Source organism: Streptomyces sp. NPDC051822 (genome assembly GCF_044452745.1).
Taxonomy (GTDB): domain Bacteria; phylum Actinomycetota; class Actinomycetes; order Streptomycetales; family Streptomycetaceae; genus Streptomyces.
The window spans coordinates 116,404-136,478 of record NZ_JBITBZ010000002.1 but is presented as its reverse complement, the minus strand read 5'-3'; the positions used below and the strand labels follow the sequence as shown (position 1 = coordinate 136,478).

The 20,075-nt window shown below is 72.7% G+C and carries 20 protein-coding genes and 1 riboswitch; of the genes, 9 read left to right on the top strand and 11 right to left on the bottom strand.

The annotated features are described in order from the left end of the window. Nucleotides 1-6: 6 nt before the first annotated feature. From ACIA8N_RS06385 to ACIA8N_RS06375, 3 genes are all read right to left on the bottom strand, one after another. The gene (locus ACIA8N_RS06385; RefSeq protein ID WP_365784782.1) at nucleotides 7-1,557 is read right to left on the bottom strand and encodes an ABC transporter substrate-binding protein; all 1,551 of its coding nucleotides are present in this window, start codon (nucleotides 1,555-1,557) and stop codon (nucleotides 7-9) included. Between the two features lie 191 nt (nucleotides 1,558-1,748). Continuing rightward, nucleotides 1,749-3,086 (bottom strand): metallophosphoesterase, encoded by a 1,338-nt coding sequence (locus ACIA8N_RS06380; protein WP_365784784.1) that lies wholly within the window; start codon nucleotides 3,084-3,086, stop codon nucleotides 1,749-1,751. Between the two features lie 22 nt (nucleotides 3,087-3,108). Continuing rightward, nucleotides 3,109-3,354, bottom strand: coding sequence for an SCO4848 family membrane protein (locus ACIA8N_RS06375; RefSeq protein ID WP_359211148.1), 246 nt, complete (start codon nucleotides 3,352-3,354; stop codon nucleotides 3,109-3,111). Between the two features lie 109 nt (nucleotides 3,355-3,463). Here ACIA8N_RS06375 and ACIA8N_RS06370 point away from each other — a divergent pair, with 109 nt between their 5' ends. Further along, nucleotides 3,464-4,735, top strand: coding sequence for a D-alanyl-D-alanine carboxypeptidase (locus ACIA8N_RS06370; RefSeq protein WP_365784786.1), 1,272 nt, complete (start codon nucleotides 3,464-3,466; stop codon nucleotides 4,733-4,735). On the opposite strand, the gene ACIA8N_RS06365 is transcribed toward ACIA8N_RS06370, so the two are convergent. Then, a complete protein-coding gene (locus ACIA8N_RS06365) occupies nucleotides 4,659-5,570 on the bottom strand; it encodes a YihY/virulence factor BrkB family protein (protein ID WP_365784788.1) in 912 nt (303 codons plus the stop codon). The two genes, ACIA8N_RS06370 and ACIA8N_RS06365, sit on opposite strands and share 77 nt — an antisense overlap. A 149-nt stretch (nucleotides 5,571-5,719) precedes the next feature. On the opposite strand from ACIA8N_RS06365, the gene ACIA8N_RS06360 reads away from it, so the two are divergent. Then, the gene (locus tag ACIA8N_RS06360; protein WP_365784790.1) at nucleotides 5,720-7,111 is read left to right on the top strand and encodes an FAD-binding oxidoreductase; all 1,392 of its coding nucleotides are present in this window, start codon (nucleotides 5,720-5,722) and stop codon (nucleotides 7,109-7,111) included. 8 nt (nucleotides 7,112-7,119) lie between these two features. Further along, on the top strand, nucleotides 7,120-7,875 hold the full coding sequence (locus ACIA8N_RS06355; RefSeq protein ID WP_365784792.1) for a decaprenylphospho-beta-D-erythro-pentofuranosid-2-ulose 2-reductase: 756 nt from the start codon (nucleotides 7,120-7,122) through the stop codon (nucleotides 7,873-7,875). A gap of 57 nt (nucleotides 7,876-7,932) precedes the next feature. On the opposite strand, the gene ACIA8N_RS06350 is transcribed toward ACIA8N_RS06355, so the two are convergent. Together ACIA8N_RS06350 and trpS are read right to left on the bottom strand one after the other, a co-directional pair. Next, the gene (locus ACIA8N_RS06350; protein ID WP_365784794.1) at nucleotides 7,933-8,529 is read right to left on the bottom strand and encodes a 2'-5' RNA ligase family protein; all 597 of its coding nucleotides are present in this window, start codon (nucleotides 8,527-8,529) and stop codon (nucleotides 7,933-7,935) included. Between the two features lie 156 nt (nucleotides 8,530-8,685). Further along, on the bottom strand, nucleotides 8,686-9,699 hold the full coding sequence (gene trpS, locus ACIA8N_RS06345) for a tryptophan--tRNA ligase (RefSeq protein ID WP_365784796.1): 1,014 nt from the start codon (nucleotides 9,697-9,699) through the stop codon (nucleotides 8,686-8,688). Nucleotides 9,700-9,755: 56 nt separating this feature from the next. Here trpS and ACIA8N_RS06340 point away from each other — a divergent pair, with 56 nt between their 5' ends. Beyond that, nucleotides 9,756-10,361: an RNA polymerase sigma factor gene (locus ACIA8N_RS06340; protein ID WP_365784798.1), complete on the top strand. Its 606-nt coding sequence runs from the start codon at nucleotides 9,756-9,758 to the stop codon at nucleotides 10,359-10,361. Continuing rightward, entirely contained in the window at nucleotides 10,354-11,181 is an 828-nt protein-coding gene (locus tag ACIA8N_RS06335; protein ID WP_365784800.1) for a hypothetical protein, read from the top strand. Before ACIA8N_RS06340 ends, ACIA8N_RS06335 begins: the two co-directional genes overlap by 8 nt. 91 nt (nucleotides 11,182-11,272) lie before the next feature. Here the strand turns inward: ACIA8N_RS06335 and glyA are convergent, their stop codons facing one another. Beyond that, nucleotides 11,273-12,550, bottom strand: coding sequence for a serine hydroxymethyltransferase (gene glyA, locus ACIA8N_RS06330; RefSeq protein WP_365784802.1), 1,278 nt, complete (start codon nucleotides 12,548-12,550; stop codon nucleotides 11,273-11,275). Nucleotides 12,551-12,622: 72 nt separating this feature from the next. Next, nucleotides 12,623-12,713: riboswitch (ZMP/ZTP riboswitch) on the bottom strand. A 122-nt stretch (nucleotides 12,714-12,835) separates the two neighbouring features. On the opposite strand from glyA, the gene rocD reads away from it, so the two are divergent. After that, nucleotides 12,836-14,041 carry an ornithine--oxo-acid transaminase gene (rocD, locus tag ACIA8N_RS06325; protein ID WP_030211290.1) on the top strand — a complete coding sequence of 402 codons (1,206 nt, stop codon included), beginning with the start codon at nucleotides 12,836-12,838 and terminating at the stop codon, nucleotides 14,039-14,041. Nucleotides 14,042-14,254: 213 nt separating this feature from the next. Then, nucleotides 14,255-14,398 (top strand): hypothetical protein, encoded by a 144-nt coding sequence (locus ACIA8N_RS06320; RefSeq protein ID WP_365784804.1) that lies wholly within the window; start codon nucleotides 14,255-14,257, stop codon nucleotides 14,396-14,398. Here ACIA8N_RS06320 and ACIA8N_RS06315 read toward each other — a convergent pair. Beyond that, on the bottom strand, nucleotides 14,395-15,579 hold the full coding sequence (locus tag ACIA8N_RS06315; RefSeq protein WP_365784806.1) for a glutathionylspermidine synthase family protein: 1,185 nt from the start codon (nucleotides 15,577-15,579) through the stop codon (nucleotides 14,395-14,397). The two genes, ACIA8N_RS06320 and ACIA8N_RS06315, sit on opposite strands and share 4 nt — an antisense overlap. Nucleotides 15,580-15,592: 13 nt before the next feature. Continuing rightward, nucleotides 15,593-15,895: a hypothetical protein gene (locus ACIA8N_RS06310; RefSeq protein WP_365784808.1), complete on the bottom strand. Its 303-nt coding sequence runs from the start codon at nucleotides 15,893-15,895 to the stop codon at nucleotides 15,593-15,595. Between the two features lie 129 nt (nucleotides 15,896-16,024). On the opposite strand from ACIA8N_RS06310, the gene ACIA8N_RS06305 reads away from it, so the two are divergent. Next, nucleotides 16,025-16,888: a hypothetical protein gene (locus ACIA8N_RS06305; RefSeq protein WP_365784836.1), complete on the top strand. Its 864-nt coding sequence runs from the start codon at nucleotides 16,025-16,027 to the stop codon at nucleotides 16,886-16,888. Nucleotides 16,889-16,909: 21 nt separating this feature from the next. Here the strand turns inward: ACIA8N_RS06305 and ACIA8N_RS06300 are convergent, their stop codons facing one another. Further along, on the bottom strand, nucleotides 16,910-17,503 hold the full coding sequence (locus ACIA8N_RS06300; RefSeq protein WP_365784810.1) for a helix-turn-helix domain-containing protein: 594 nt from the start codon (nucleotides 17,501-17,503) through the stop codon (nucleotides 16,910-16,912). Between the two features lie 122 nt (nucleotides 17,504-17,625). On the opposite strand from ACIA8N_RS06300, the gene ACIA8N_RS06295 reads away from it, so the two are divergent. Then, nucleotides 17,626-18,543, top strand: a complete 918-nt coding sequence (locus ACIA8N_RS06295; RefSeq protein ID WP_365784812.1) for a TIGR03620 family F420-dependent LLM class oxidoreductase — start codon at nucleotides 17,626-17,628, stop codon at nucleotides 18,541-18,543. 42 nt (nucleotides 18,544-18,585) lie between these two features. Here ACIA8N_RS06295 and ACIA8N_RS06290 read toward each other — a convergent pair whose 3' ends face one another. Beyond that, nucleotides 18,586-20,064, bottom strand: a complete 1,479-nt coding sequence (locus tag ACIA8N_RS06290) for a PLP-dependent aminotransferase family protein (protein WP_365784814.1) — start codon at nucleotides 20,062-20,064, stop codon at nucleotides 18,586-18,588. Nucleotides 20,065-20,075: the final 11 nt, after the last annotated feature.

The following is a 20,075-nucleotide window of genomic DNA, read 5'->3' as shown; positions in this document are numbered from 1 at the left end:
CGTGAGCTAGATCCAGCTCAGTTCCCACAGGCGCCAGATGCCCGTGCCGTCCGTCAGGTACTGGGAGCCGGCGACGGCCTCCGTGGACAGGACGTAGTCCTTCTTCTGCCACAGCGGGACGAGCGGGACCTCGGCCGCGACCTCGCTCTGGATGTCCTTGAAGTCGGACGTCGCCCGGGACCGGTCGCTGAACTGCTGCGTCGAGGCGATCAGGGCGTCGATCTTCTTGCTGGAGAACCCGTTGTGCAGGGTGTTCCCGGTGCCGACGAGCGGTGCGGTGAAGCTGTCGGAGTCGGGGAAGTCGGGGAGCCAGCCGACGGTGTACGCGTCGTAGGCGCCGCTCGCGTACGCCTTCTGGAAGGCCTGCCACTCGGCTTCGACGGTCTCGACCTCGAAGAGGCCGGACGCCTCCAGCTGCCGCTTGATCTCGGCGGTCTCGGCGGCGTAGGTGGCGTCCTTGCGGTAGCCGAAGGTGAACTTCACCGGGGTCTTGATGTCGGCCGCCTCCAGGAGCTGCTTCGCCTTCTTGGCGCTCGGCTCCGGGTTGACGTCGTAGAACGCGGTGCTGTGCCCGATGAAGCCCTGCGGGATGAGGGAGTACAGCGGCTCGACCGTGCCCTTGAAGGGGCCGGTGGTGATCGCCGGGCGGTCGAGGACGGCGGCGACGGCCTGCCGTACGGCCTTGTCGGCCATGGGCGAGCCGGGCCGGACGTTGAGGTTGAGGTTGCGGATCTCGGCGCTCTCCGCCTCGGTGACCCGGATACCGTCGGTGTTCAGGGTCGAGACGAACTCCGGCGGGAGCTGCCGGTGCGTCACCTGGACGTCCCCGGTCTTCCAGGCGTTCGCGAGGTCCGCGGACTGGCCGAAGTACTTCACGAGGACCGGGCGGCCCGCCTTGGTGACGGCGCCCCGGTACTTCGTGTTGGGCTCCAGGAGCGCGGACTCGCCCTCCTTGTACTCCTTGAGGACGTACGGACCCGAGCCGTCCACCGCCGAGCCCGTACGCAGCTTGTCGGCCGGGTACTGGTCACGGTCGACGATCGAACCGGCGCCCGTGGCCACCTTCAGCGGGAACGTGGCGTCCCTGCCGCTCAGGTGGAAGGTGACGGTGCGGCCCGAGGCCGTGACGCTCTTCAGCGTCGGGAAGAGGGCCTTGGGGCCGACGTCCGTCTTGATGCGCAGCATCCGCTCGAAGGAGTACTTGACGTCCTCGGCGGTCACCTTGCGCCCGTTGGAGAAGGCGAGGTCGTCGCGGAGCTTGCACGCGTACGTCGACAGCTTGGCGCCCGTGAACTTGCAGCTCTCCGCCGCGTCCGGAACGGGGGTCGTGGACCCCTCCTTGAACGTCAGCAGCGACTGGAAAACGTTGCTGTACATGGCCCAGGAACCGGCGTCGTACGCGCCGGCCGGGTCCAGTGAAGTGATCTCGTCGGTTGTGCCGACACTGATCGGATCGGTCCGGCCGTCGTCGGAGGGCAGGAGTTGCCAGCCCCCCACTCCGGCGGCCACCAGTACTCCACAAATGATGAGGATCCGCAGACGGACCGTCGACCGCATTGCCGTGCTTCCTTTTTTCGTCCACCCCAGCTGCGACGGCCCCCGGAACGTCGCGATGCCGTCATCCCATCACACGGTTTTCACAAGGGGAAGAGGAAACTTTTACACGACAGGTCATATGTCCGGGAAATGCGAATTTAAGTCGATGAGCAGCTCGTATCGACCTCTGCGCGGGGAGTGACCGGCCCCGGTTAGGCCTGTTTCGAGGCGAGTTCGACCAGGGTGATGTCCGAGGGCGCCCCGACCCGTACGGGAGGTCCCCAGGCGCCCGCGCCCCGCGAGACGTACAGCTGGGTGTCGCCGTAGCGTTCGAGCCCCGCGACGGTCGGGTTGGCCAGTTCGGCCAGGTAGTTGCCGGGCCAGAGCTGGCCGCCGTGGGTGTGGCCGGAGAGCTGGAGGTCCACGCCGTGGCGTACGGCGTCGTGGACGACGATCGGCTGGTGCGCGAGGAGGACCGCGGCGCGGGCCCGGTCGCGGTCGCCGAGGGCCCGTGCGAAGTCGGGGCCCTGGCCCTCGCTCTCCCCCGCGATGTCGTCGACGCCCGCGAGGTCGAAGCCGGCCGGGATCTCCAGTCGCTCGTTGCGCAGCGGGCGCAGGCCGAGTTCGCGGACGTGGTCGACCCAGGCGTCGGCACCCGAGAAGTACTCGTGGTTGCCGGTCACGAAGAAGGAGCCGTGGCGGGCGCGGAGCCGCGCGAGGGGTTCGGCGGCGGAGCCGAGGTTCTCCACGGTGCCGTCGACGAGGTCGCCGACGACCGCGATCAGGTCGGGCTGGGCGGAGTTGATCGCGTCCACGATGCGCTGGGTGTGGGCGCGGCCCAGGATCGGGCCGATGTGGATGTCGGACACGACGGCGATCCGGTAGCCGTGCGCGGCGCGCGGGACCTTGGCGAGCGGGACGGTGACCCGCTTGATCCGGGGGCCGCGCAGCACGCCGTACGCGCCGTATCCCACGGTCCCCGCGGCGACGGCGGCGGCGGTGCCGCCGACGACCCGGGAGACGAAGAGCCGCCGGGAGACCTCGGCGGGGGCGGGGGCGGACACGGCCGCCTCGGCGGGCGTCTCGGCCACAGGCTCGGCGGGCATCCCGGCAGCAGGCTCGGCGGGCGTCTCCGCGGCCGCTGCGGCCTCGGGCACCAGCACCGGTACGGGGGGCGCGGAGGCGGGGGCGGGCGACTGGGCGACCGTCACCGGCATCCCCGCGCTCGCGTCCCGGCGGGCGAGCCAGGCGCGCAGGGCAGGCCGGACGGCCTCGCCGACGGCCAGGGCGAGGGTCACGTAGAGGAGCAGGGCGAGCCAGAGGAAGCCCGGCCAGGCGACCGCCTGCTGGAGCACGAAGGGGGCTCCGGCCCGGGAGGAGCCCAGGGCCGCGAACGACAGCAGGGGCAGCACCACGACGGCGGCCGTCCCCAGGCGCCGGGGAAGGCTCCCGCGCGTCGTGACGTCACGCACGAGGCGCCGCCACACGTACCAGTGGACCGCGCCGAGCAGCGCGAGAACCACGATCAGGACCAGCAGGAACACGACCACGCCCCGAAACCCCTCTTCTCAGTCAGTCGTTCGATCGGCGCGCGGCGCGCACCCCACGCAACCCGAGCACCCCGATCACCGTCCCCAGGACAAAGGACGTGACGGCGAGCAGCAGGTGAACCCAGAAGTAGGCCGTCGGGTCGCCGGCGTCGTCGAACGCGAGGCCGCTCCCGTCCTGCCACAGGTTCTTGACGAAGGTGACCCAGATGAACCAGCTCCACACCCCGAACGCGAGCAGGAACCAGGAGACGCGGCGGCTGAGCTTCATGACCCCAGTATCACCGTGCGCCTCCCGGCCCCCGCGTCCGGGTGGACGAGCCGGGCCGAAGCGCCAGCCGGGGTTCGGATCCCTGTTCCGTACCTGTACGTTCACGACCGTGTCTGCTTCGAAGAAGGCCGCTTGGGCGGTCGCCGCTGCTGTGTTGCTGCCGCTTGCCGTCGCCGTGCCCGCCCACGCGGACACGAAGGACGAGAAGGACAAACAGCCCAAGCCGCCCGAGACGATGTCCGCGGTCGGCGGGCCCCTGCTCGGCAGCCCCGGCACCCAGGTGAAGCTGGGCCCCGGCGCCCCGGTGCTGCCGAAGGACCTGTCGGGCCGCGCGTGGATCGTCGCCGACGCGGAGAGCGGCCAGGTCCTCGCCGCGCACAACGCGCACTGGCCGCTCGCCCCGGCCTCCACCCTCAAGATGCTCTTCGCGGACACACTGCTGCCGAAGTTCCCCAAGACGCAGAACCACCTGGTCACCAACGCCGACCTGGCGGGGATAGGAGCGGGATCCAGCCTGGTCGGCATCAAGGAGAAGCAGACCTACAGCGTCCACGACCTGTGGCTCGGCGTCTTCCTCCGCTCGGGCAACGACGCCGTGCACGTCCTGACCAACATGAACAACGGCCTCCGGCAGACCGTGAAGGACATGAACGCCCGCGCGCGCGAGCTCCAGGCGCTCGACACCCAGGTGGTCTCCCCGGACGGTTACGACGCCCCGGGCCAGGTCTCCTCCGCGTACGACCTGACACTCATCGCCCGCAGCGGCATGCAGAACCCCGACTTCCGCGCGTACGCCGCCACGCCCAGGGCCGTCTTCCCCGGCGAGCTGAAGCCGGGCGGCAAGAAGCGCGAGACGTTCGAGATCCAGAACACCAACCGGCTCCTCACGGGCGACTTCGGCGTCGCGCCCTACCAGGGCATCGCCGGGGTCAAGAACGGCAACACCACGCACGCGGGTGCCACCTTCACGGGCGTCGCGGAGCGCAACGGCAAGGTCCTCCTCGTCACCGTGATGAACCCGTCGTCGAAGGAGCAGCACGCGGTCTACCGCGAGACCGCCCGGCTGCTCGACTGGGGCTTCGCCGCGGCGGGCAAGGTGACTCCGGTCGGCGAGCTGGTGCCGCCGCTGTCCGCGCGTACGGGGACGGCCGTGCCGGTCGACGGTTCGGCTCCCGCACCCGGCAAGAATGCCACCGGGGACACCGTGCGGGCCTCCGCCGCCGACGAGAGGTCAGGTGGCGTGGGGATCGCGCTCGCCGTGGCCGGCGGGGTGCTCGTGCTCCTCGCCGGCGCCGTGTTCCTGGTCAACCGGCGCTGGCCGCTGTCGGCGTCCGCGGGGCGCCGTCGCCCGTCCCAGCCGGATCCCGACGTGAATCCGTAGCCGTCCAGGCGGCACAGAACAGCAGGAGCTTCGCGGTGAAGTTGATCCAGAGCATCAGGGCGATCGGGACACCGAACGCCCCGTACATCGACTTCCCCGCGACGTCCCTCATGTAGCCGCCGAGCAGCAGCTTGAGCAGTTCGAAGCCGACCGCCCCCATGAGCGCCGCGATCACGAGCGCGCGGCGGGGCGGGTGCACGCCGGGCAGCAGCGTCAGGACGTACAGCAGGATCAGGAAGTCGGCGACGACGGCGACGAGTACGGCGGCGGCCTGGAGGAGGACTCCGCCCGCCCCTTCGCCGGAGACGCCGACCTGGTCCGCGCTCCAGCCGACGGCGGTGGAGCCGAGCCAGGACGCGGCGAGCGAGCCGACGGCGACGCCGCCGAAGCCGACGAGGATGAGCGCGTCCTTGCCCTTGAGCACGACCGGGTTGCCCTCGTCCACGTCGTCGAGCTTCCACACAGCGCGCAGGCAGTCCCGCATGGAGCCGACCCAGCCGATGCCGGTGACGAGGAGGAGGACGCCGGCGACGAGTCCGACGGTCCCGGCGTTGGCGACCAGGCCGTCGATGTCGAGCTGCTCGGAGATCCCCGGGACCTGGTCGGCGATCTTGTCCTCGATCCGGCCGAGCTGCTCTTCGGAGAGGAGCGCGGCGCCGATCGCGGCGGCCAGGGTGATCAGCGGGAAGAGGGCCAGGAAGGAGAGGAAGGTGATCGCGGCGGCGAGCCGGCTCCAGTGGACCTCGTCGAGGGTCTCGTACGCACGCCAGGCGTGGGTACGCATGAGGCGGGCGACCCAGGGGCCGATGACGGGGAGCTTGGTCAGCCAGTCCATGTGCGTACCTCTACCCGCACCTCCACCCTCGACCCGTGCGCTGCTCCGGGGTGTTTTCGTGACACTCCTTTAATCACCCATTTCGCCGAATCGCCATGCCGTCCTTCAATACCGGCATAAGCGACAGAGACGCCTATACGGTCACCCTCATGGCTGTCGAGACCCACGTCCTTGACGACGACTGCGTCGCACTCAGCGGCTGGGGGCGCACCGCCCCGACCCTCGCGCGCGTGTACCGCCCCCGTGGTCCCGCCGAGGCGGCCGAGGCCGTCCGCGCCCACGGGGCGCGCGGCACGATCACCCGCGGCACGATCGCCCGCGGCCTCGGCCGCGCGTACGGGGACGCCGCCCAGAACGCCGGAGGCACCGTCCTCGACATGACCGGCCTCGACCGGATCCTGGCCCTCGACGCCACCAGCGGACTCGTCGTCTGCGAGGCCGGGGTCAGCCTGCACCGGCTGATGGCGGCGCTGCTGCCGCTCGGCTGGTTCGCCCCCGTCACCCCCGCCACCCGGTACGTCACCGTCGGCGGCGCCGTCGCGTCCGACGTCCACGGTACGAACCACCGGGTCGCGGGCTCCTTCGCCCGGCACGTCACCGCCCTCGAACTCCTCACCGCCGACGGCGGCGTCCGGACCGTGACACCCGGCACCCCGCTCTTCGACGCCACCACCGGCGGCATGGGCCTGACCGGCGTGATCCTCTCCGTCACCCTGCGGATGCTGCCCGTCGAGACCTCGCTGATGAGCGTGGACACCGAACGCGCCCACGACCTCGACGACCTGATGGACCGGTTCGGCTCCACCGGCCACCGCCGGAGCCACTCCGTCGCCTGGATCGACCTGCTCTCCCGGGGCGCCGCCACCGGCCGCGCCGTCCTCACCCGCGCCGACCACGCCCCGTACGACGCGCTGCCCCGCGGCCACCGGGCCCGCCGCGACCCCCTCGCCCTTCGCCCCGGACGGCTGCCCGCCCCGCCCCCGTACCTCCCCGGCGGGCTGCTGAACCGGACCACCGTCGGACTCTTCAACGAGCTCCGGTACCGCCGGGCCCCCCGAGCGAGCACCGGCCGTCTCCAGCCGCTCACCGCCTTCTTCCACCCCCTCGACGGCATCCCGCGGCGGAACAGGATCTACGGGCGTGAGGGCGTCGTCCCGTACCGCTTCGTCGTCCCGTACGGACAGGAGGAGGCCCTGCGGAGGGTGGTCCTTCGGATCGCCGCGCGCGGCTGCCCCTCCTCCCCCGCCACCCTCAGGCGCTTCGGCGCGGAGGGGTCCGGCCTGCTCTCCTTCCCCCGCCCCGGCTGGGCGCTCGCCCTCGACCTGCCCGCCGGGCTCCCCGGGCTCGGCGCCTTCCTCGACGCGCTCGACGAGGAGGTCGGGGGCGCGGGCGGCCGGGTCTGCCTCGCCCAGGACTCGCGGGTACGGCCGGAGGCGCTTGCCGCGATGTACCCCGGGCTCGACGAGTTCCGCGCCCTGCGCGCCGAGCTCGACCCCCGCTCCACCTTCACCTCGGACCTCTCCCGCCGCCTCGCCCTCTAGGAGCCCCCATGAAGGACGCCTTCGGCGCACCGCAGTCCCTGCTCGTCCTCGGGGGCACCTCCGAGATCGGGCTCGCCACCGCCCGGCGGCTGATCGCACGGCGGACCCGTACCGTCTGGCTGGCGGGGCGCCCCTCCCCCGCGCTGACCGCCGCGGCCGACTCGCTGCGCGCGCTCGGCGCCGACGTGCACACGGTCCCCTTCGACGCGCTCGACACCGACTCGCACGAGGAGCGGCTCGGCAAGATCTTCACGGAGGGTGACGTCGACATGGTGCTGCTCGCCTTCGGGGTCCCCGGCGACCAGGCGCGCGACGAGTCCGACCCCGTCGCCGCCGTCCGCGTCGCCCAGACCAACTACACCGGCGCCGTCTCCGCGGGCCTGGTGTGCGCGGGCGCGCTCCAGGCGCAGGGGCACGGCTCGCTGGTGGTGCTCTCCTCGGTGGCGGGCGAGCGGGCCCGCCGCGCCGACTTCATCTACGGCTCCTCGAAAGCGGGGCTCGACGCCTTCGCCCAGGGCCTCGGGGACGCCCTGCACGGTACGGGCGTGCACGTCATGGTCGTACGGCCCGGATTCGTGCGCTCGCGGAGGACGGCCGGGCTCGCGGAGGGGCCGCTCCCGACCACCCCGGAGGCGGTCGCGAGCGCGATCGAGCTGGGGCTGCGGCGCCGCTCGGAGACGGTGTGGGTGCCGGGAGCCCTGCGGGTGGTGATGGCGGCGGTACGGCACGCGCCGAGGCCGCTGTTCCGGCGGCTGCCGGTGTGAGGCGCCGGGGGCTGCCGGGGGCTGCCGGTGTGAGGCGCCGGGGGCGGGGCGGAGGCGTCAGCCCGTGGTGGTTGCGGTCGGCGTGTCGACCGGGCTGACGCCCTGCGACGGGAGGGCCGGCACCGGACGGCCGCTGCCGAACATGTAGTCGTACAGCTTCCGCCACACGCCGTCCGGGCCCTGCTCGTACAGCGCGAAGGAGCGGCAGGTCCAGGCCGCCTCGTAGCCGGCGAGCTCCTCGAACGCCCGGTCCATCCCCTCCTCGGAGATGCCGTGCGCCACGGTGACGTGCGGGTGGTACGGGAACTGGAGCTCGCGCACCAGCGGCCCCGTCTCGTCCCGGATCAGGTGCTGGAGGCGGCGGCAGGGCGAGTCGCCCTCCGCCACCTTCACGTAGACGACGGGGGAGAGCGGACGGAAGGTCCCGGTGCCCTTCAGGCGTACCGGGAAGGGCTGGTGGTCGGCGGCGACACCGGCGAGGTGCGCCTCGATCTCCGGCAGCCGGTCCTCCGTGACCTCGGTCGGCGGAACCAGCGTGACGTGCGTGGGGATGCCGTAGGCGGCCGGGTCCCCGAAGCCGGCGCGCCGCTCCTGGAGCAGGCTGCCGTAGGGCTCCGGGACCGCGATCGAAACGCCGAGCGTTACGGTCCCCACGTCGTTCTCCTCCGTCGTGCGTCTGCGTGTGTGCGGTGGTGGCTCGTGTGCGGTGGTCGTGTGCGGTGGTGGCTCGTGGTGGTGCAGCCGCCAGTGTGCGGCCTGCACCACCCTTATGGCCAGGGTCGTCCGCCTCCGTGCCCGGCGGGCGGGACGTCAGTGCTTGGCGGGCAGGAAGCCCATCCGGTCGTACGTCTGCGCCAGCGTCTCCGCGGCCACCGCGCGGGCCTTCTCGGCTCCCTTGGCCAGGACTGAGTCCAGCGTCTCGGGGTCGTCCAGGTATTCCTGGGTGCGGGCCCGGAACGGCGTGACGAAGTCCACCATGACCTCGGCGAGATCCGTCTTGAGGGCGCCGTACATCTTGCCCTCGTAGCTCTTCTCCAGGTCCGCGACGGAGGTGGAGGTGAGCGTGGACATGATCGTCAGCAGGTTGGAGACGCCCGCCTTGTTCTCCGGGTCGAAACGGATCACCGTGTCGGTGTCGGTGACCGCGCTCTTGACCTTCTTCGCGGTGACCTTCGGGTCGTCCAGGAGGTTGATGAGGCCCTTCGGCGTGGACGCCGACTTGCTCATCTTGATCGTCGGGTCCTGGAGGTCGTAGATCTTCCCGGTCTCCTTGACGATGTGCGGCCTGGGGACGGTGAAGGTGTCGCCGAACCGGCCGTTGAAGCGCTCCGCGAGGTCGCGGGTCAGCTCGATGTGCTGGCGCTGGTCCTCGCCGACCGGGACCTCGTTGGCCTGGTAGAGCAGGATGTCCGCGACCTGGAGGATCGGGTACGTGAAGAGGCCCACGGTGGCGCGGTCGGCGCCCTGCTTCGCGGACTTGTCCTTGAACTGGGTCATGCGGGAGGCCTCGCCGAAGCCGGTGAGGCAGTTCATGACCCAGCCGAGCTGCGCGTGCTCGGGGACGTGGCTCTGGATGAAGAGGGTGCAGCGGTCCGGGTCCAGGCCGGCAGCCAGCAGCTGGGCGGCGGCGAGCCGGGTGTTCGCCCGGAGCTCGGCGGGGTCCTGCGGAACCGTGATGGCGTGCAGGTCGACGACCATGTAGAAGGCGTCGTGGGTCTCCTGCAGTGCGACGTACTGGCGGATCGCACCGAGGTAGTTGCCGAGGTGGAACGAGCCCGCCGTGGGCTGGATTCCGGAGAGCGCGCGAGGTCGGTCAGAGGCCATGCACATCATTCTCTCAGGTGTGGGAACCGATCCCCGACTGCCGGTGTATCAAGAGTGTGAGGACGCGGGAGGGGGGCCTGGTCGACGACGAGGCCGCGGTGATCGAACGGGTACGCGCCGGGGAGCCGGAGGCGTACGCGGCACTGGTCCGCGCGCACACGGCGGTCGCTCTGAGGGCGGCGGTGGCGTGCGGTGCGGGCGCGGAGGCCGAAGACGTGGTGCAGCAGGCCTTCTTCAAGGCGTACCGCTCCCTCGGCCGGTTCAAGGAGGGCTCGGCGTTCCGGCCGTGGCTGCTGCGGATCGTCGTCAATGAGACCAGGAACACAGTGCGCTCGGCGGGTCGGCAGCGTGCCGTCGCCGGCCGGGAGGCGGACCTGCTCGGGGGCGAGCCGCGGATACCGGAGTCGGCGGACCCGGCGGTCGCGGCCGAGGAGCGGGAGCGGAGCCGGCGGCTGCTCGACGCCCTGGACGGACTCGCCGAGGACCACCGGCAGGTGGTGATCCACCGCTACCTCCTGGAGCTGGACGAGACGGAGACGGCCCAGGCGCTCGGCTGGCCGAGAGGGACGGTGAAGTCCCGGCTGAGCCGGGCGCTGAAGAAGCTGGGACTCGTGTTGAAGGAAGGCCCGGAGGAGCGGGGAGGAGGTGGGGAGCGTGGCTGACGAGGGTCTGCCGGAGGAGCTGAGGCAGCTGGGCCGGCGGCTTCGGGTGCCGGACGTGGACGGCGAGACGATGGCCGAGCGGGTGCTCGCCCAGCTCCTCGCCGAGCGGGTGCCGGTCCCGGTCCCGGTGCCCGAGCGGGAGCCGGAGTGGGAGCAGGAGCCGGTGCGGGCCGGTCGGTGGGCGTCGGCTTCGGCGTGGGTGCGCGCGCGGTGGCGGGCGCTGGTCGCGGGTCTGAGCGGGGTGCTGATCGTCCTGGTACTCACCCCGCCGGTGCGGGCGGCGGTGGCGGACTGGTTCGGCTTCGGCGGTGTCGCCGTGGAGTACGACCCGGGCGGCCGCCCCGCGCCGCCCGGCGCGGGGGTGCCGGGGTGCCCGCGGCCGGTGCCGTTGGCGGAGGCCGGGCGCAGAGCCGGGTTCGAGCCGCTGATACCGGAGGCGCTCGGCGCGCCGGGCGCGGTCTCGGTGACGGGATCCGCCGAGCGGGGCCGGGCGGTGATCAGCCTGTGCTGGCGCGACGGGGAGCGGACGGTCCGGCTCGACGAGTTCCCGGCCCGCCTGGACATCGGCTTCGCCAAGCAGGTCAGGACGCAGCCGGAGTGGGTCGACCTGCCGGACGGCGCGCAGGGCTACTGGTTCGCGGCCCCGCATCTGCTGACGTTCCCGATGACGGACGGGACGGGCTCGGTGTGGACCCATGAGGTTCGCACGGCGGGCCCCACGCTCCTCTGGACGAGGAACGGGGGCACGCGCACCTTCCGCCTGGAAGGCATACCGGACCGCGAGGAGGCCCGCCGGACGGCGGAGTCGACGGGCGGGTAGGCGCCGGCGGGAAGGCCGGGCCGACCGCGCGTCGGCAGGGTGCGGTCGGCCGGGTGCGGTCGGCCGGGCGCGGTCGGCCGGGTGTGGTCGGTCAGATCGGGAGGCCCGGGGCCGGGTACGCGGCCATCAGGGCGGCGACCTCGGCGCGGACGGTGCCGAGGGCGTCCTCGTCGCCCGTGCCGGCCGCCGCGACACCGCGGTCGATCCACTCGGCGACCTGGACCATGTGGTCCGGGGTGAGACCGCGGGAGGTGAGGGAGGGGGTGCCGATGCGGATGCCGGACGGGTCGAAGGGCTTCCGGGAGTCGTAGGGGACGGTGTTGTAGTTGACGACGATGCCCGCCCGGTCGAGGGCCTTCGCGGCGATCTTGCCGGGGACCTGCTTGGGGGTCAGGTCCATGAGGATCAGGTGGTTGTCGGTGCCGCCGGAGACGAGGTCGAAGCCGCGGGCGAGAAGCGCCTCGGCGAGGGCCTTGGCGTTGGCGACGACGGCGTGGGCGTAGTCACGGAAGGAGGGCTGGGAGGCCTCGCGGAGGGCGACGGCGATGGCGGCGGTGGTCTGGTTGTGCGGGCCGCCCTGGAGGCCGGGGAAGACGGCCTTGTCGAGGGCCTTGGCGTGCTCCTCGCGGGACATGAGCATGGCGCCGCGCGGGCCGCGCAGGGTCTTGTGGGTGGTCGTGGAGATCACGTCCACGTGCGGGACCGGGGACGGGTGGGCGCCACCGGCGATGAGGCCGGCGATGTGGGCGACGTCGGCGACGAGCACGGCGCCGGCCTCACGGGCGATCTCGCCGAAGGCGGCGAAGTCGATCGTGCGGGGCAGCGCGGTGCCGCCGCAGAAGATGACCTTCGGGCGTTCCTTGAGGGCCAGCTCGCGGACCTGGTCGAAGTCGATGAGCCCCGTGTCCTGGCGTACGCCGTACTGGACGCCGCGGAACCACTTGCCGGTGGCGGAGACGCCCCAGCCGTGGGTGAGGTGGCCGCCCATGGGCAGGGCCATGCCCATGACGGTGTCGCCGGGCTCGGCGAAGGCGAGGTAGACGGCGAGGTTGGCCGGGGAGCCCGAGTAGGGCTGGACGTTGGCGTGGTCGACGCCGAAGAGTGCCTTGGCGCGCTCGACGGCGAGGGTCTCGACCTGGTCGATGTTCTGCTGGCCCTCGTAGTAGCGGCGGCCGGGGTAGCCCTCGCTGTACTTGTTCTGGAGGACGGTGCCGGAGGCTTCGAGGACGGCGGCGGAGACGTAGTTCTCGCTGGGGATCAGGCGCAGGGTCTCGGCCTGGAGGCGTTCCTCGGCGCCGACGAGGGCGGCGAGTTCGGGGTCGGCGGTGGCGAGTGCGGGGTGCTGGGGGGCGTGCTGCGGGGCGCTCATGGCGGGTCCTCCGGGCGTCGGTGGGTCCCGGGGCACTGCGTGGGAGGCGCGGCGCCACGCGGGACTTCGGTCCCGTGACGCCCAGGCGGGCGGCGTCTCGTGTGGTCTGCCGCGCACGGCTCCCCCGGGGTCGCTTCCCCGTACGCCAGTCGCCGTGCGTGTTTTCAGAGTAGCGGGCGCGCCGCGCGGGAGGTTTCCCGGTCCGGCATCCGAGCGACGATAGAAACAGGGGCCACACCCCTTCGGCGGGTCCAGCCCGCGAGCCGCAGGACGAACGGAGATCCCGTGTCGAGCACACAAGACGCGATCGCTTCGGCGGAGGCGCACAGCGCACACAACTACCACCCCCTGCCGGTCGTCGTCGCTTCGGCGGACGGCGCCTGGATGACCGATGTCGAGGGGCGCCGCTATCTCGACATGCTCGCCGGGTACTCGGCGCTCAACTTCGGGCACGGCAACCGGCGTCTGATCGACGCGGCGAAGGCCCAGCTGGAGCGGGTGACGCTGACCTCGCGCGCCTTCCACCACGACCGGTTCGCCGAGTTCTGCACGCAGCTCGCGGAGCTGTGCGGCAAGGAAGCGGTGCTGCCGATGAACACGGGCGCGGAGGCGGTCGAGACGGCCGTGAAGACCGCCCGGAAGTGGGGGTACGAGGTGAAGGGCGTGCCGGACGGGCACGCGAAGATCGTGGTCGCGGCGAACAACTTCCACGGCCGGACGACGACGATCGTCAGCTTCTCCACGGACCACGAGGCGCGGGACCACTTCGGCCCGTACACGCCGGGGTTCGAGATCGTGCCGTACGGGGATCTGACGGCGATGGAGGCGGCGGTCACCGAGAACACGGTGGCCGTGCTGATCGAGCCGATCCAGGGCGAGGCCGGGGTCCTCGTCCCGCCGGCCGGCTATCTGGCGGGGGTGAGGGAGCTGACGCGCCGGCGGAACGTGCTGTTCGTGGCGGACGAGATCCAGTCGGGCCTGGGCCGGACGGGGCGGACGTTCGCGTGCGAGCACGAGGGCGTGGTGCCGGACGTGTACATCCTGGGGAAGGCGCTGGGCGGCGGGGTGGTGCCGGTGTCGGCGGTGGTCGCCGACCGTGACGTGCTCGGGGTGTTCCGGCCGGGTGAGCACGGTTCGACGTTCGGCGGGAACCCGCTGGCCTGCGCGGTGGCCCTCGAGGTGATCGCGATGCTGCGGACGGGCGAGTTCCAGGAGCGGGCGACGGAGCTGGGCGAGCACCTCCACGCGGAGCTGGGTCTGCTCGTGGGCGGCGGTGCGGTGGAGGCGGTGCGCGGGCGCGGACTGTGGGCCGGGGTCGACATCACGCCGTCCCGGGGCACGGGCCGGGAGATCTCGGAGAGGCTGATGGAGCGGGGCGTCCTGGTGAAGGACACCCACGGTTCGACGATCCGGATCGCGCCGCCGCTGGTGATCTCGAAGGAGGACCTGGACTGGGGTCTGGAGCAGTTGCGAGGGGTGCTGTCGGCCTGAGGGCGAGAGACCTGGACTCCCCTGGCGGTGCGGGCGAGAACCGCCCGCGAGGAGGGCGTCGACAGAGGATCAGATGCTCGATAGCGACAACGACCCGCTGACCGACGAGGAGCTCAGGGCCGCCCGCGACGAGCTGCGCCGTCACGCGTCAGGCGCGGACGACGCCCGGGAGGATGCCGCCTGACGGCGGCGACGCACGACGTCACCCGGCCCGTGAGCGACGAGGCCGCCGTGCTCCTGCGAGAGCACGGCCGCCACGGGCACACGTACGCGATCGGCGCGGTCCTGGCGGCGATCGCGCGCCCCAATCCGGGTCCGGTCACCGTCCAGGTCTGGCGTCGGGCCGGTGACGGCTAAAGGATCACGTGCGGGAGGAAGCGGGCGTACTCGTCGGTGACGAGGCCCGCCGACTCCCGGATCCCGAGTCCCGCCGCCTCGTCCTCGACGACCCACGCGCCGAGCACCACCCGGTTGCCGTCGAAGTCGGGCAGCGGGGCCAGCTCCTGGTAGCAGCAGGGGTCCCCGTCCCGTACGAACGGCTCCGTGCCCGCCTCGTGCAGGGTGACGCCCGCGCCCTCGCGGCCCAGCAGCGGCTTGGCCACCCAGCCGGTGGTCGCGGCCAGTTCGCGCGGCCCGTCGAGGTAGGCGGGGAGCAGGTTCGGGTGGCCGGGGTACAGCTCCCACAGGATCGCCAGGAGCGCCTTGTTGGAGAGCAGCATCTTCCAGGCGGGCTCGATCCAGCAGGTGGTGCCCGTGCCGCCGCCGTTGTCGAGGGTGTCGAGGACGTGCCGGCCGAAGCGGTCGGTGGTCAGCCACTCCCACGGGTAGAGCTTGAAGCAGCTGCGGATGAAGCGGAGCCGGTCGTCCACGAAGCGGCGGGAGAGCCGGTCCCAGCCGATCCGTTCGACGGAGAGGGCCTCGGTCTCCAGACCGGCCTGCTGGGCGGTCTCGCGCAGGTACGCGACCGTCATCAGGTCCTCGCCGAGTTCGTCGCCGTCGGAGTGGACGAAGTGGACGGGTCCCGGCGGCAGCAGGTGGGCCTGCTTGCGCCAGGCGTCGACGAGCCGTTCGTGGAGGGAGTTCCACTGGTCGGCGCCGGGGAACCGCTCCTCCATCCAGAACCACTGCGGGCTCGCCGCCTCCACGAGCGACGTGGGGGTGTCGGCGTTGTACTCCAGCATCTTCGCCGGGCCCGAACCGTCGTAGTGCAGGTCGAAACGCCCGTACAGGGACGGGAGTTCGGCGCGGCGGCGCCAGGACTCGGCGACCCGGGCGGCGAGCTTCGGGTCGGTGATGCCGAGCTCGGCGAACCGGTCCCGCTCGACGATGTGCGCGGCGGCGGCCAGGCACATCGCGTGCAGCTCCTCGACGACCTCCTCCAGGGCCTCGACCTCGGGGAGGGTGAAGGAGTAGTACGCGCTCTCGTCCCAGTAGGGGCGCAGCGAACCGTCCGGGTAGCGGGTCAGGGGGTAGACGACCCCCTGCTCCTCCACCGTCTCCTGCCAGCCGGGCCGGGGCTCGATGGTGTGCCGTTCCATGTGCCGGGCCCTCTCAGCCGCCGCCGGAACCGGAGCAGCCGAAGCCGCCGGTGTCGACGGCGGTCTTGTCGAAGCTGCCGCCGCTCACCCGGTTGTTGTCGCGGACGGATCCGCCGTAGTAGTACGCGCCCCGCTGGGTGGTGCCGCCGTCGTCGTCATCGTCACCGCCGCCGCTCTCGCACCGGTAGCTGGGCAGCTCCTCCCGGGTCAGCGGGTCCACGCACCGCCTGTCCGGCTCGGAGCCGCACGCGGTGATCGTCGCCGCGAGCACACCCATCCCGCCGAGCACCACCGTGCTCGACCTCAGCCTCCGCATGTCCGTCGCCTCCCCTTCACGGTCGCGACGCCCTCGGGCACGCTTGTCGCGTTCACGTCTGTCGCGACCGCACAGTGTAGGCCGGTGATTTCCGGCCGCAGCACCTAGAGTCATTTCGTGCTACTGGGGATGATTTGTGCGCTCGTCTCGTCCGTCTGCTTCGGCGCGGCCTCGGTTCTCGAGGCGATGGCGGCCCGTGCCGTGACACCGGGGACCGGCGGTGGTGTCGACGTCGCGCTGTTGTTGCGGGCGGTACGGCAGTGGCGGTACGCCGCCGGTCTCGGCCTGGACGGCCTGGGCTTCGTCCTGCAGATCGTGGCCCTGCGGACGCTGCCCATCTACGTGGTGGGCGCGGCGACCGCCGGGAGCCTGGCGGTCACGGCGGTCATCGCCTCCCGGCTGCTGCGGGTGCGGCTGAGCCGGACGGAGTGGACGGCGGTGGCCGTGGTCTGCGTCGGGCTCGCGCTGCTCGCCCTCACCTCGGGGAAGGAGGGCCACCGCGACGGGTCGGAGGCACTGCGCTGGGCACTGCTCGCGGCCTCCTTCGGGGTGCTGCTGCTCGGCGTGATCGGCGGCCGGCTGGCGGACCGGCCCCGTGCGCTGGTCCTGGGCCTGGGGGCGGGCTTCGGGTTCGGGGTGGTGGAGGTGGCGGTCCGGCTGTTCGACGGCGTCGATTTCACCGATCCGGTCTGGTACGCGCTCCTGATCGGCGGCGGGGCCGCGTTCCTGCTGCTGACCTCGGCGCTCCAGCGCGGCTCGGTGACCACGGCGACGGCGGGCACGGTGCTCGGCGAGACGATCGGGCCGGCGGTGGTCGGGGTGGTCTGGCTGGGCGACACCACGCGGGAAGGCCTCGGCTGGCTCGCGTTCGTGGGCTTCGCGGTGGCGGTGGCGGGCTCCCTGGCCCTGGCCCGCTTCGGCGAGGCGCCGGTGGTGGACCCCGAGGGGGACCTGGGGGACGCGGCGGTCACGGAGGCGAAGAAGGGCCCCTAGTCCGGATAGTCCGGACACCCCCTAGGGCCGGCGTCGTGGTGTCGCGTGTGCGGCGTCGAGGATCAGGGCCAGGAGCCGGTCGGGGCGTGCGGTGTCCTCGTCGTGGCTGGTGGAGAGGGCGACGCCGACGACGAGTTGGAGCAGGTCGTCGGCGGTCAGGTCGGGGCGCGCCGTTCCGTGCCGCTGGGCCCGGTCGAGGAGGCCGGTCGCCGCGTCCAGGATCAGCCGGTGACAGTCGAGGCCGGGCGCGTCGGGCTCCTCGACCATCAGGGCGCTGCCCATGCCGTGGTTCAGCCGGGCGTGGACCAGGAAGGCGCGCAGCCACCCCGCCAGGGCGTCGTCGGCCGAGTGCGAGGCGGCCAGTGCCTCCGCCTGCCCGCACAGCGTCTCGATCCGATCCTTGAGGACGGCGGTCAGCAGGGCCTGACGGTTCGGGAAGTGCCGGTACAGGGTCCCGGGGCCCACTCCGGCCCGGCGGGCGATCTCGTTGAGCGAGGCTCCGGGGCCCGCTTCGGCGAACACCTCCCGCGCCACCGCCGTCAGGCGTTCGCGGTTGAGGCGGGCGTCGGTGCGCCGCGGGGGCTGGGCGGGGGTACGGCCCGGCGTGTTCGTCATCGTCCCGTCCTTCGGTCGCCTCCAGGTATGGCCAACCGGAGAGGTTCTCCGTATCGTACCGGGCAGCAGAACCGGAGAACCTCTCCGGTTCTCGTTCGGGAATGAGAAATTGGGGAGCACGGATGACGGACGGCACGCGCACCGCACTCGGCCGGATCGGGATATGGACCTTCGCGTACGACGGCCACCCCGCCGGACGCGTACGGGAATCGGCTGCCGAACTGGAGGAGTTGGGTTACGGGGCGATCTGGTACGGCGAGGCCTTCGGCCGCGACACCGTGGGCCAGGCGTGGTTACTGCTCTCGGCGACGCGCCGGATCACCGTCGCCTCCGGCATCGCCAACATCGCCTTCCGGGATCCGATCGCCACCGCCACCGCGACCCGCACGCTCGGCGAGGCGTTTCCCGGACGGTACGTGCTCGGCCTGGGCGGACACCGGGTCGACGACACCGTTCACGAGGTGGACGGCTATCCCGTGCCGGCCCGCGGCCGGGCGCTGCACACCATGCGGGCCTATCTCTCCTCCATGGACGCCGCGCCCTCCCACGGGCCGGCCCCGGACCCGGCTCCGCGCCGCGTGCTCGCCGCCCTGGGCCCGAAGATGCTGCGCCTTGCCGCCGAACGCACCTGGGGCGCGCACCCCTACTTCGTCCCCGTCGAACACACCGCGCAGGCCCGCGAGATCATGGGCCCCGACGCCTTTCTCGGGGTCGAGCAGGCGGTCGTCCTCGACACCGACCTCGCCCGGGCCCGGGAGCTGGCCACGGCACATGTCGCCGGATACGTCGCCATGGCACCGCACCAGCAGGCGAACGTACGGCGGCTCGGCTTCGGCGACGAGGACATCGTCGGCGGCCCGAGCCGCCGCCTCGTGGACGCGATCGTGGCGTACGGGGACACGGAGGCGATCCGCCGCCGCGTCCAGGAGCACCTCGACGCGGGAGCCGACCACGTCTGCCTCCAGGTGCTGACGGCCGATCCGGCGGCGCTGCCGGCCCGCGCATGGCGCGAACTCGCCTCCGCGCTGCTGCCGACCTGAACCGATCGGCACCCCTAGGGCGGCGCCCCCCGGGGGGTGCCCCTAGGGCAGCACCTGGCAGAGGGTCCGGAGGGCGCCCTGCCAGGCGCTGTCCGGAGGTGTGGCGTAGCCGACGACGAGGCCGTCCAGGGTCGCTGGGACCGCGGGGCGGCGGAACTGGTTGACGCCCTGGACGGCGAGGCCGTGCCAGGCGGCGGACCGCAGTACGTCCTGCTCCGTGCCGGGCGGCAGGGCCAGGACCGCGTGGAGGCCGGCCGCGATCCCGCTGACCCGGGTCCCGGGCGAGTGCGCGGCCACCGCCGCCACCAGCTGGTCGCGGCGGCGCCGGTAGCGCAGCCGCATCGCCCGTACGTGCCGGTCGTACGCCCCCGAGGCGAGGAACTCCGCGAACGCCAGCTGGTCCGGCGCGCTCGACGTCCAGTCCACCGCCCCCTTCGCCGCCGCGACCTCGCCGACCAGGCTCTCCGGCAGCACCATCCACGCGAGCCGCAGCCCCGGGGCGAGGGACTTGCTCGCCGTGCCGAGGTAGACGACCCGCTCGGGGTCGAGGCCCTGAAGCGCGCCCACCGGCTGGCGGTCGTAGCGGAACTCGCCGTCGTAGTCGTCCTCCAGGACGAAGCCGCCCGAGGCCCGTGCCCAGTCGACGACCGCCGCCCGCCGGTCCGGCGGCAGGGCGCCGCCCAGCGGGAACTGGTGGGCGGCCGTCATGAGGACGGCTCCCGGGCCGGCCCCCGGGTCGGCTCCCGCAAGACCCGGACCCCCCAGCTCCTCGACACGGGTGCCGCGTTCGTCGAAGGGCAGGACCGGGGTTCCGAGCCCCGCCCCGGTCAGGAGACCGGCGTGGAGGCCGAGCCCGTACGACTCGACCGCCACGTCGCGTACCCCCCGGTTCAGCAGCACCTGGCCGATCAGCATCAGTCCGTGCACGAAACCGGCGCAGACGACGATCCGCTCGGGCCGGACGTGCACGCCCCGCGCGCGGGCGAGGTACTCGGCGAGGACGGTGCGCAGTTCGATCCGGCCGCGCGGATCGCCGTATCCGAAGGCCTCGTTCGGGGCCGCGGTGAGCGCCCGCCGGTACGCCTTGAGCCACTCGGCGCGCGGGAAGGAGGCGAGGTCGGGGGTGCCGGGCTTCAGGTTGTGCGCGGGCGCGGCGGGCCGGGGCAGGGCGAGCACAGGGGCGGAGGCGGAGGTGCGCGACGGCCGCGCCCCCGCCAGGCGCGGGTCGGCGCGGCCGGGCTCGGCGCGGCGGGGCTCCGCTCGGCGGGCGACCCGGGTGCCGGAGCCCTGCCGGGCCGTCAGCCAGCCCTCGGCGACGAGTTCGGCGTAGGCGTCGGCGACGGTGTTACGGGCCATGCCGAGGTCGGCGGCGAGCGCCCGGGAGGACGGCAGCCGGGTGCCCGCCTCCAGGCGCCCGCTGCGTACCGCCTCCCGCAGGGCGTCCATGAGGCCGGCCCGCAGGCGCGGACCACGGAGTTCCAGATGGAGGTCGCTGCCGAAGGTGGCCCACTCGTTCACCATGGAAATGGACC

Coding starts and splice junctions, on each gene's coding strand:
- ACIA8N_RS06385 (WP_365784782.1), bottom strand. CDS start 1,557: ATGCGGTCGACGGTCCGTCTGCGGATCCTCATCATTTGTGGAGTACTG.
- ACIA8N_RS06375 (WP_359211148.1), bottom strand. CDS start 3,354: ATGAAGCTCAGCCGCCGCGTCTCCTGGTTCCTGCTCGCGTTCGGGGTG.
- ACIA8N_RS06365 (WP_365784788.1), bottom strand. CDS start 5,570: ATGGACTGGCTGACCAAGCTCCCCGTCATCGGCCCCTGGGTCGCCCGC.
- ACIA8N_RS06360 (WP_365784790.1), top strand. CDS start 5,720: ATGGCTGTCGAGACCCACGTCCTTGACGACGACTGCGTCGCACTCAGC.
- ACIA8N_RS06355 (WP_365784792.1), top strand. CDS start 7,120: ATGAAGGACGCCTTCGGCGCACCGCAGTCCCTGCTCGTCCTCGGGGGC.
- trpS (WP_365784796.1), bottom strand. CDS start 9,699: ATGGCCTCTGACCGACCTCGCGCGCTCTCCGGAATCCAGCCCACGGCG.
- glyA (WP_365784802.1), bottom strand. CDS start 12,550: ATGAGCGCCCCGCAGCACGCCCCCCAGCACCCCGCACTCGCCACCGCC.
- ACIA8N_RS06315 (WP_365784806.1), bottom strand. CDS start 15,579: ATGGAACGGCACACCATCGAGCCCCGGCCCGGCTGGCAGGAGACGGTG.
- ACIA8N_RS06310 (WP_365784808.1), bottom strand. CDS start 15,895: ATGCGGAGGCTGAGGTCGAGCACGGTGGTGCTCGGCGGGATGGGTGTG.
- ACIA8N_RS06305 (WP_365784836.1), top strand. CDS start 16,025: ATGATTTGTGCGCTCGTCTCGTCCGTCTGCTTCGGCGCGGCCTCGGTT.
- ACIA8N_RS06300 (WP_365784810.1), bottom strand. CDS start 17,503: ATGACGAACACGCCGGGCCGTACCCCCGCCCAGCCCCCGCGGCGCACC.
- ACIA8N_RS06295 (WP_365784812.1), top strand. CDS start 17,626: ATGACGGACGGCACGCGCACCGCACTCGGCCGGATCGGGATATGGACC.
- ACIA8N_RS06290 (WP_365784814.1), bottom strand. CDS start 20,064: ATGGTGAACGAGTGGGCCACCTTCGGCAGCGACCTCCATCTGGAACTC.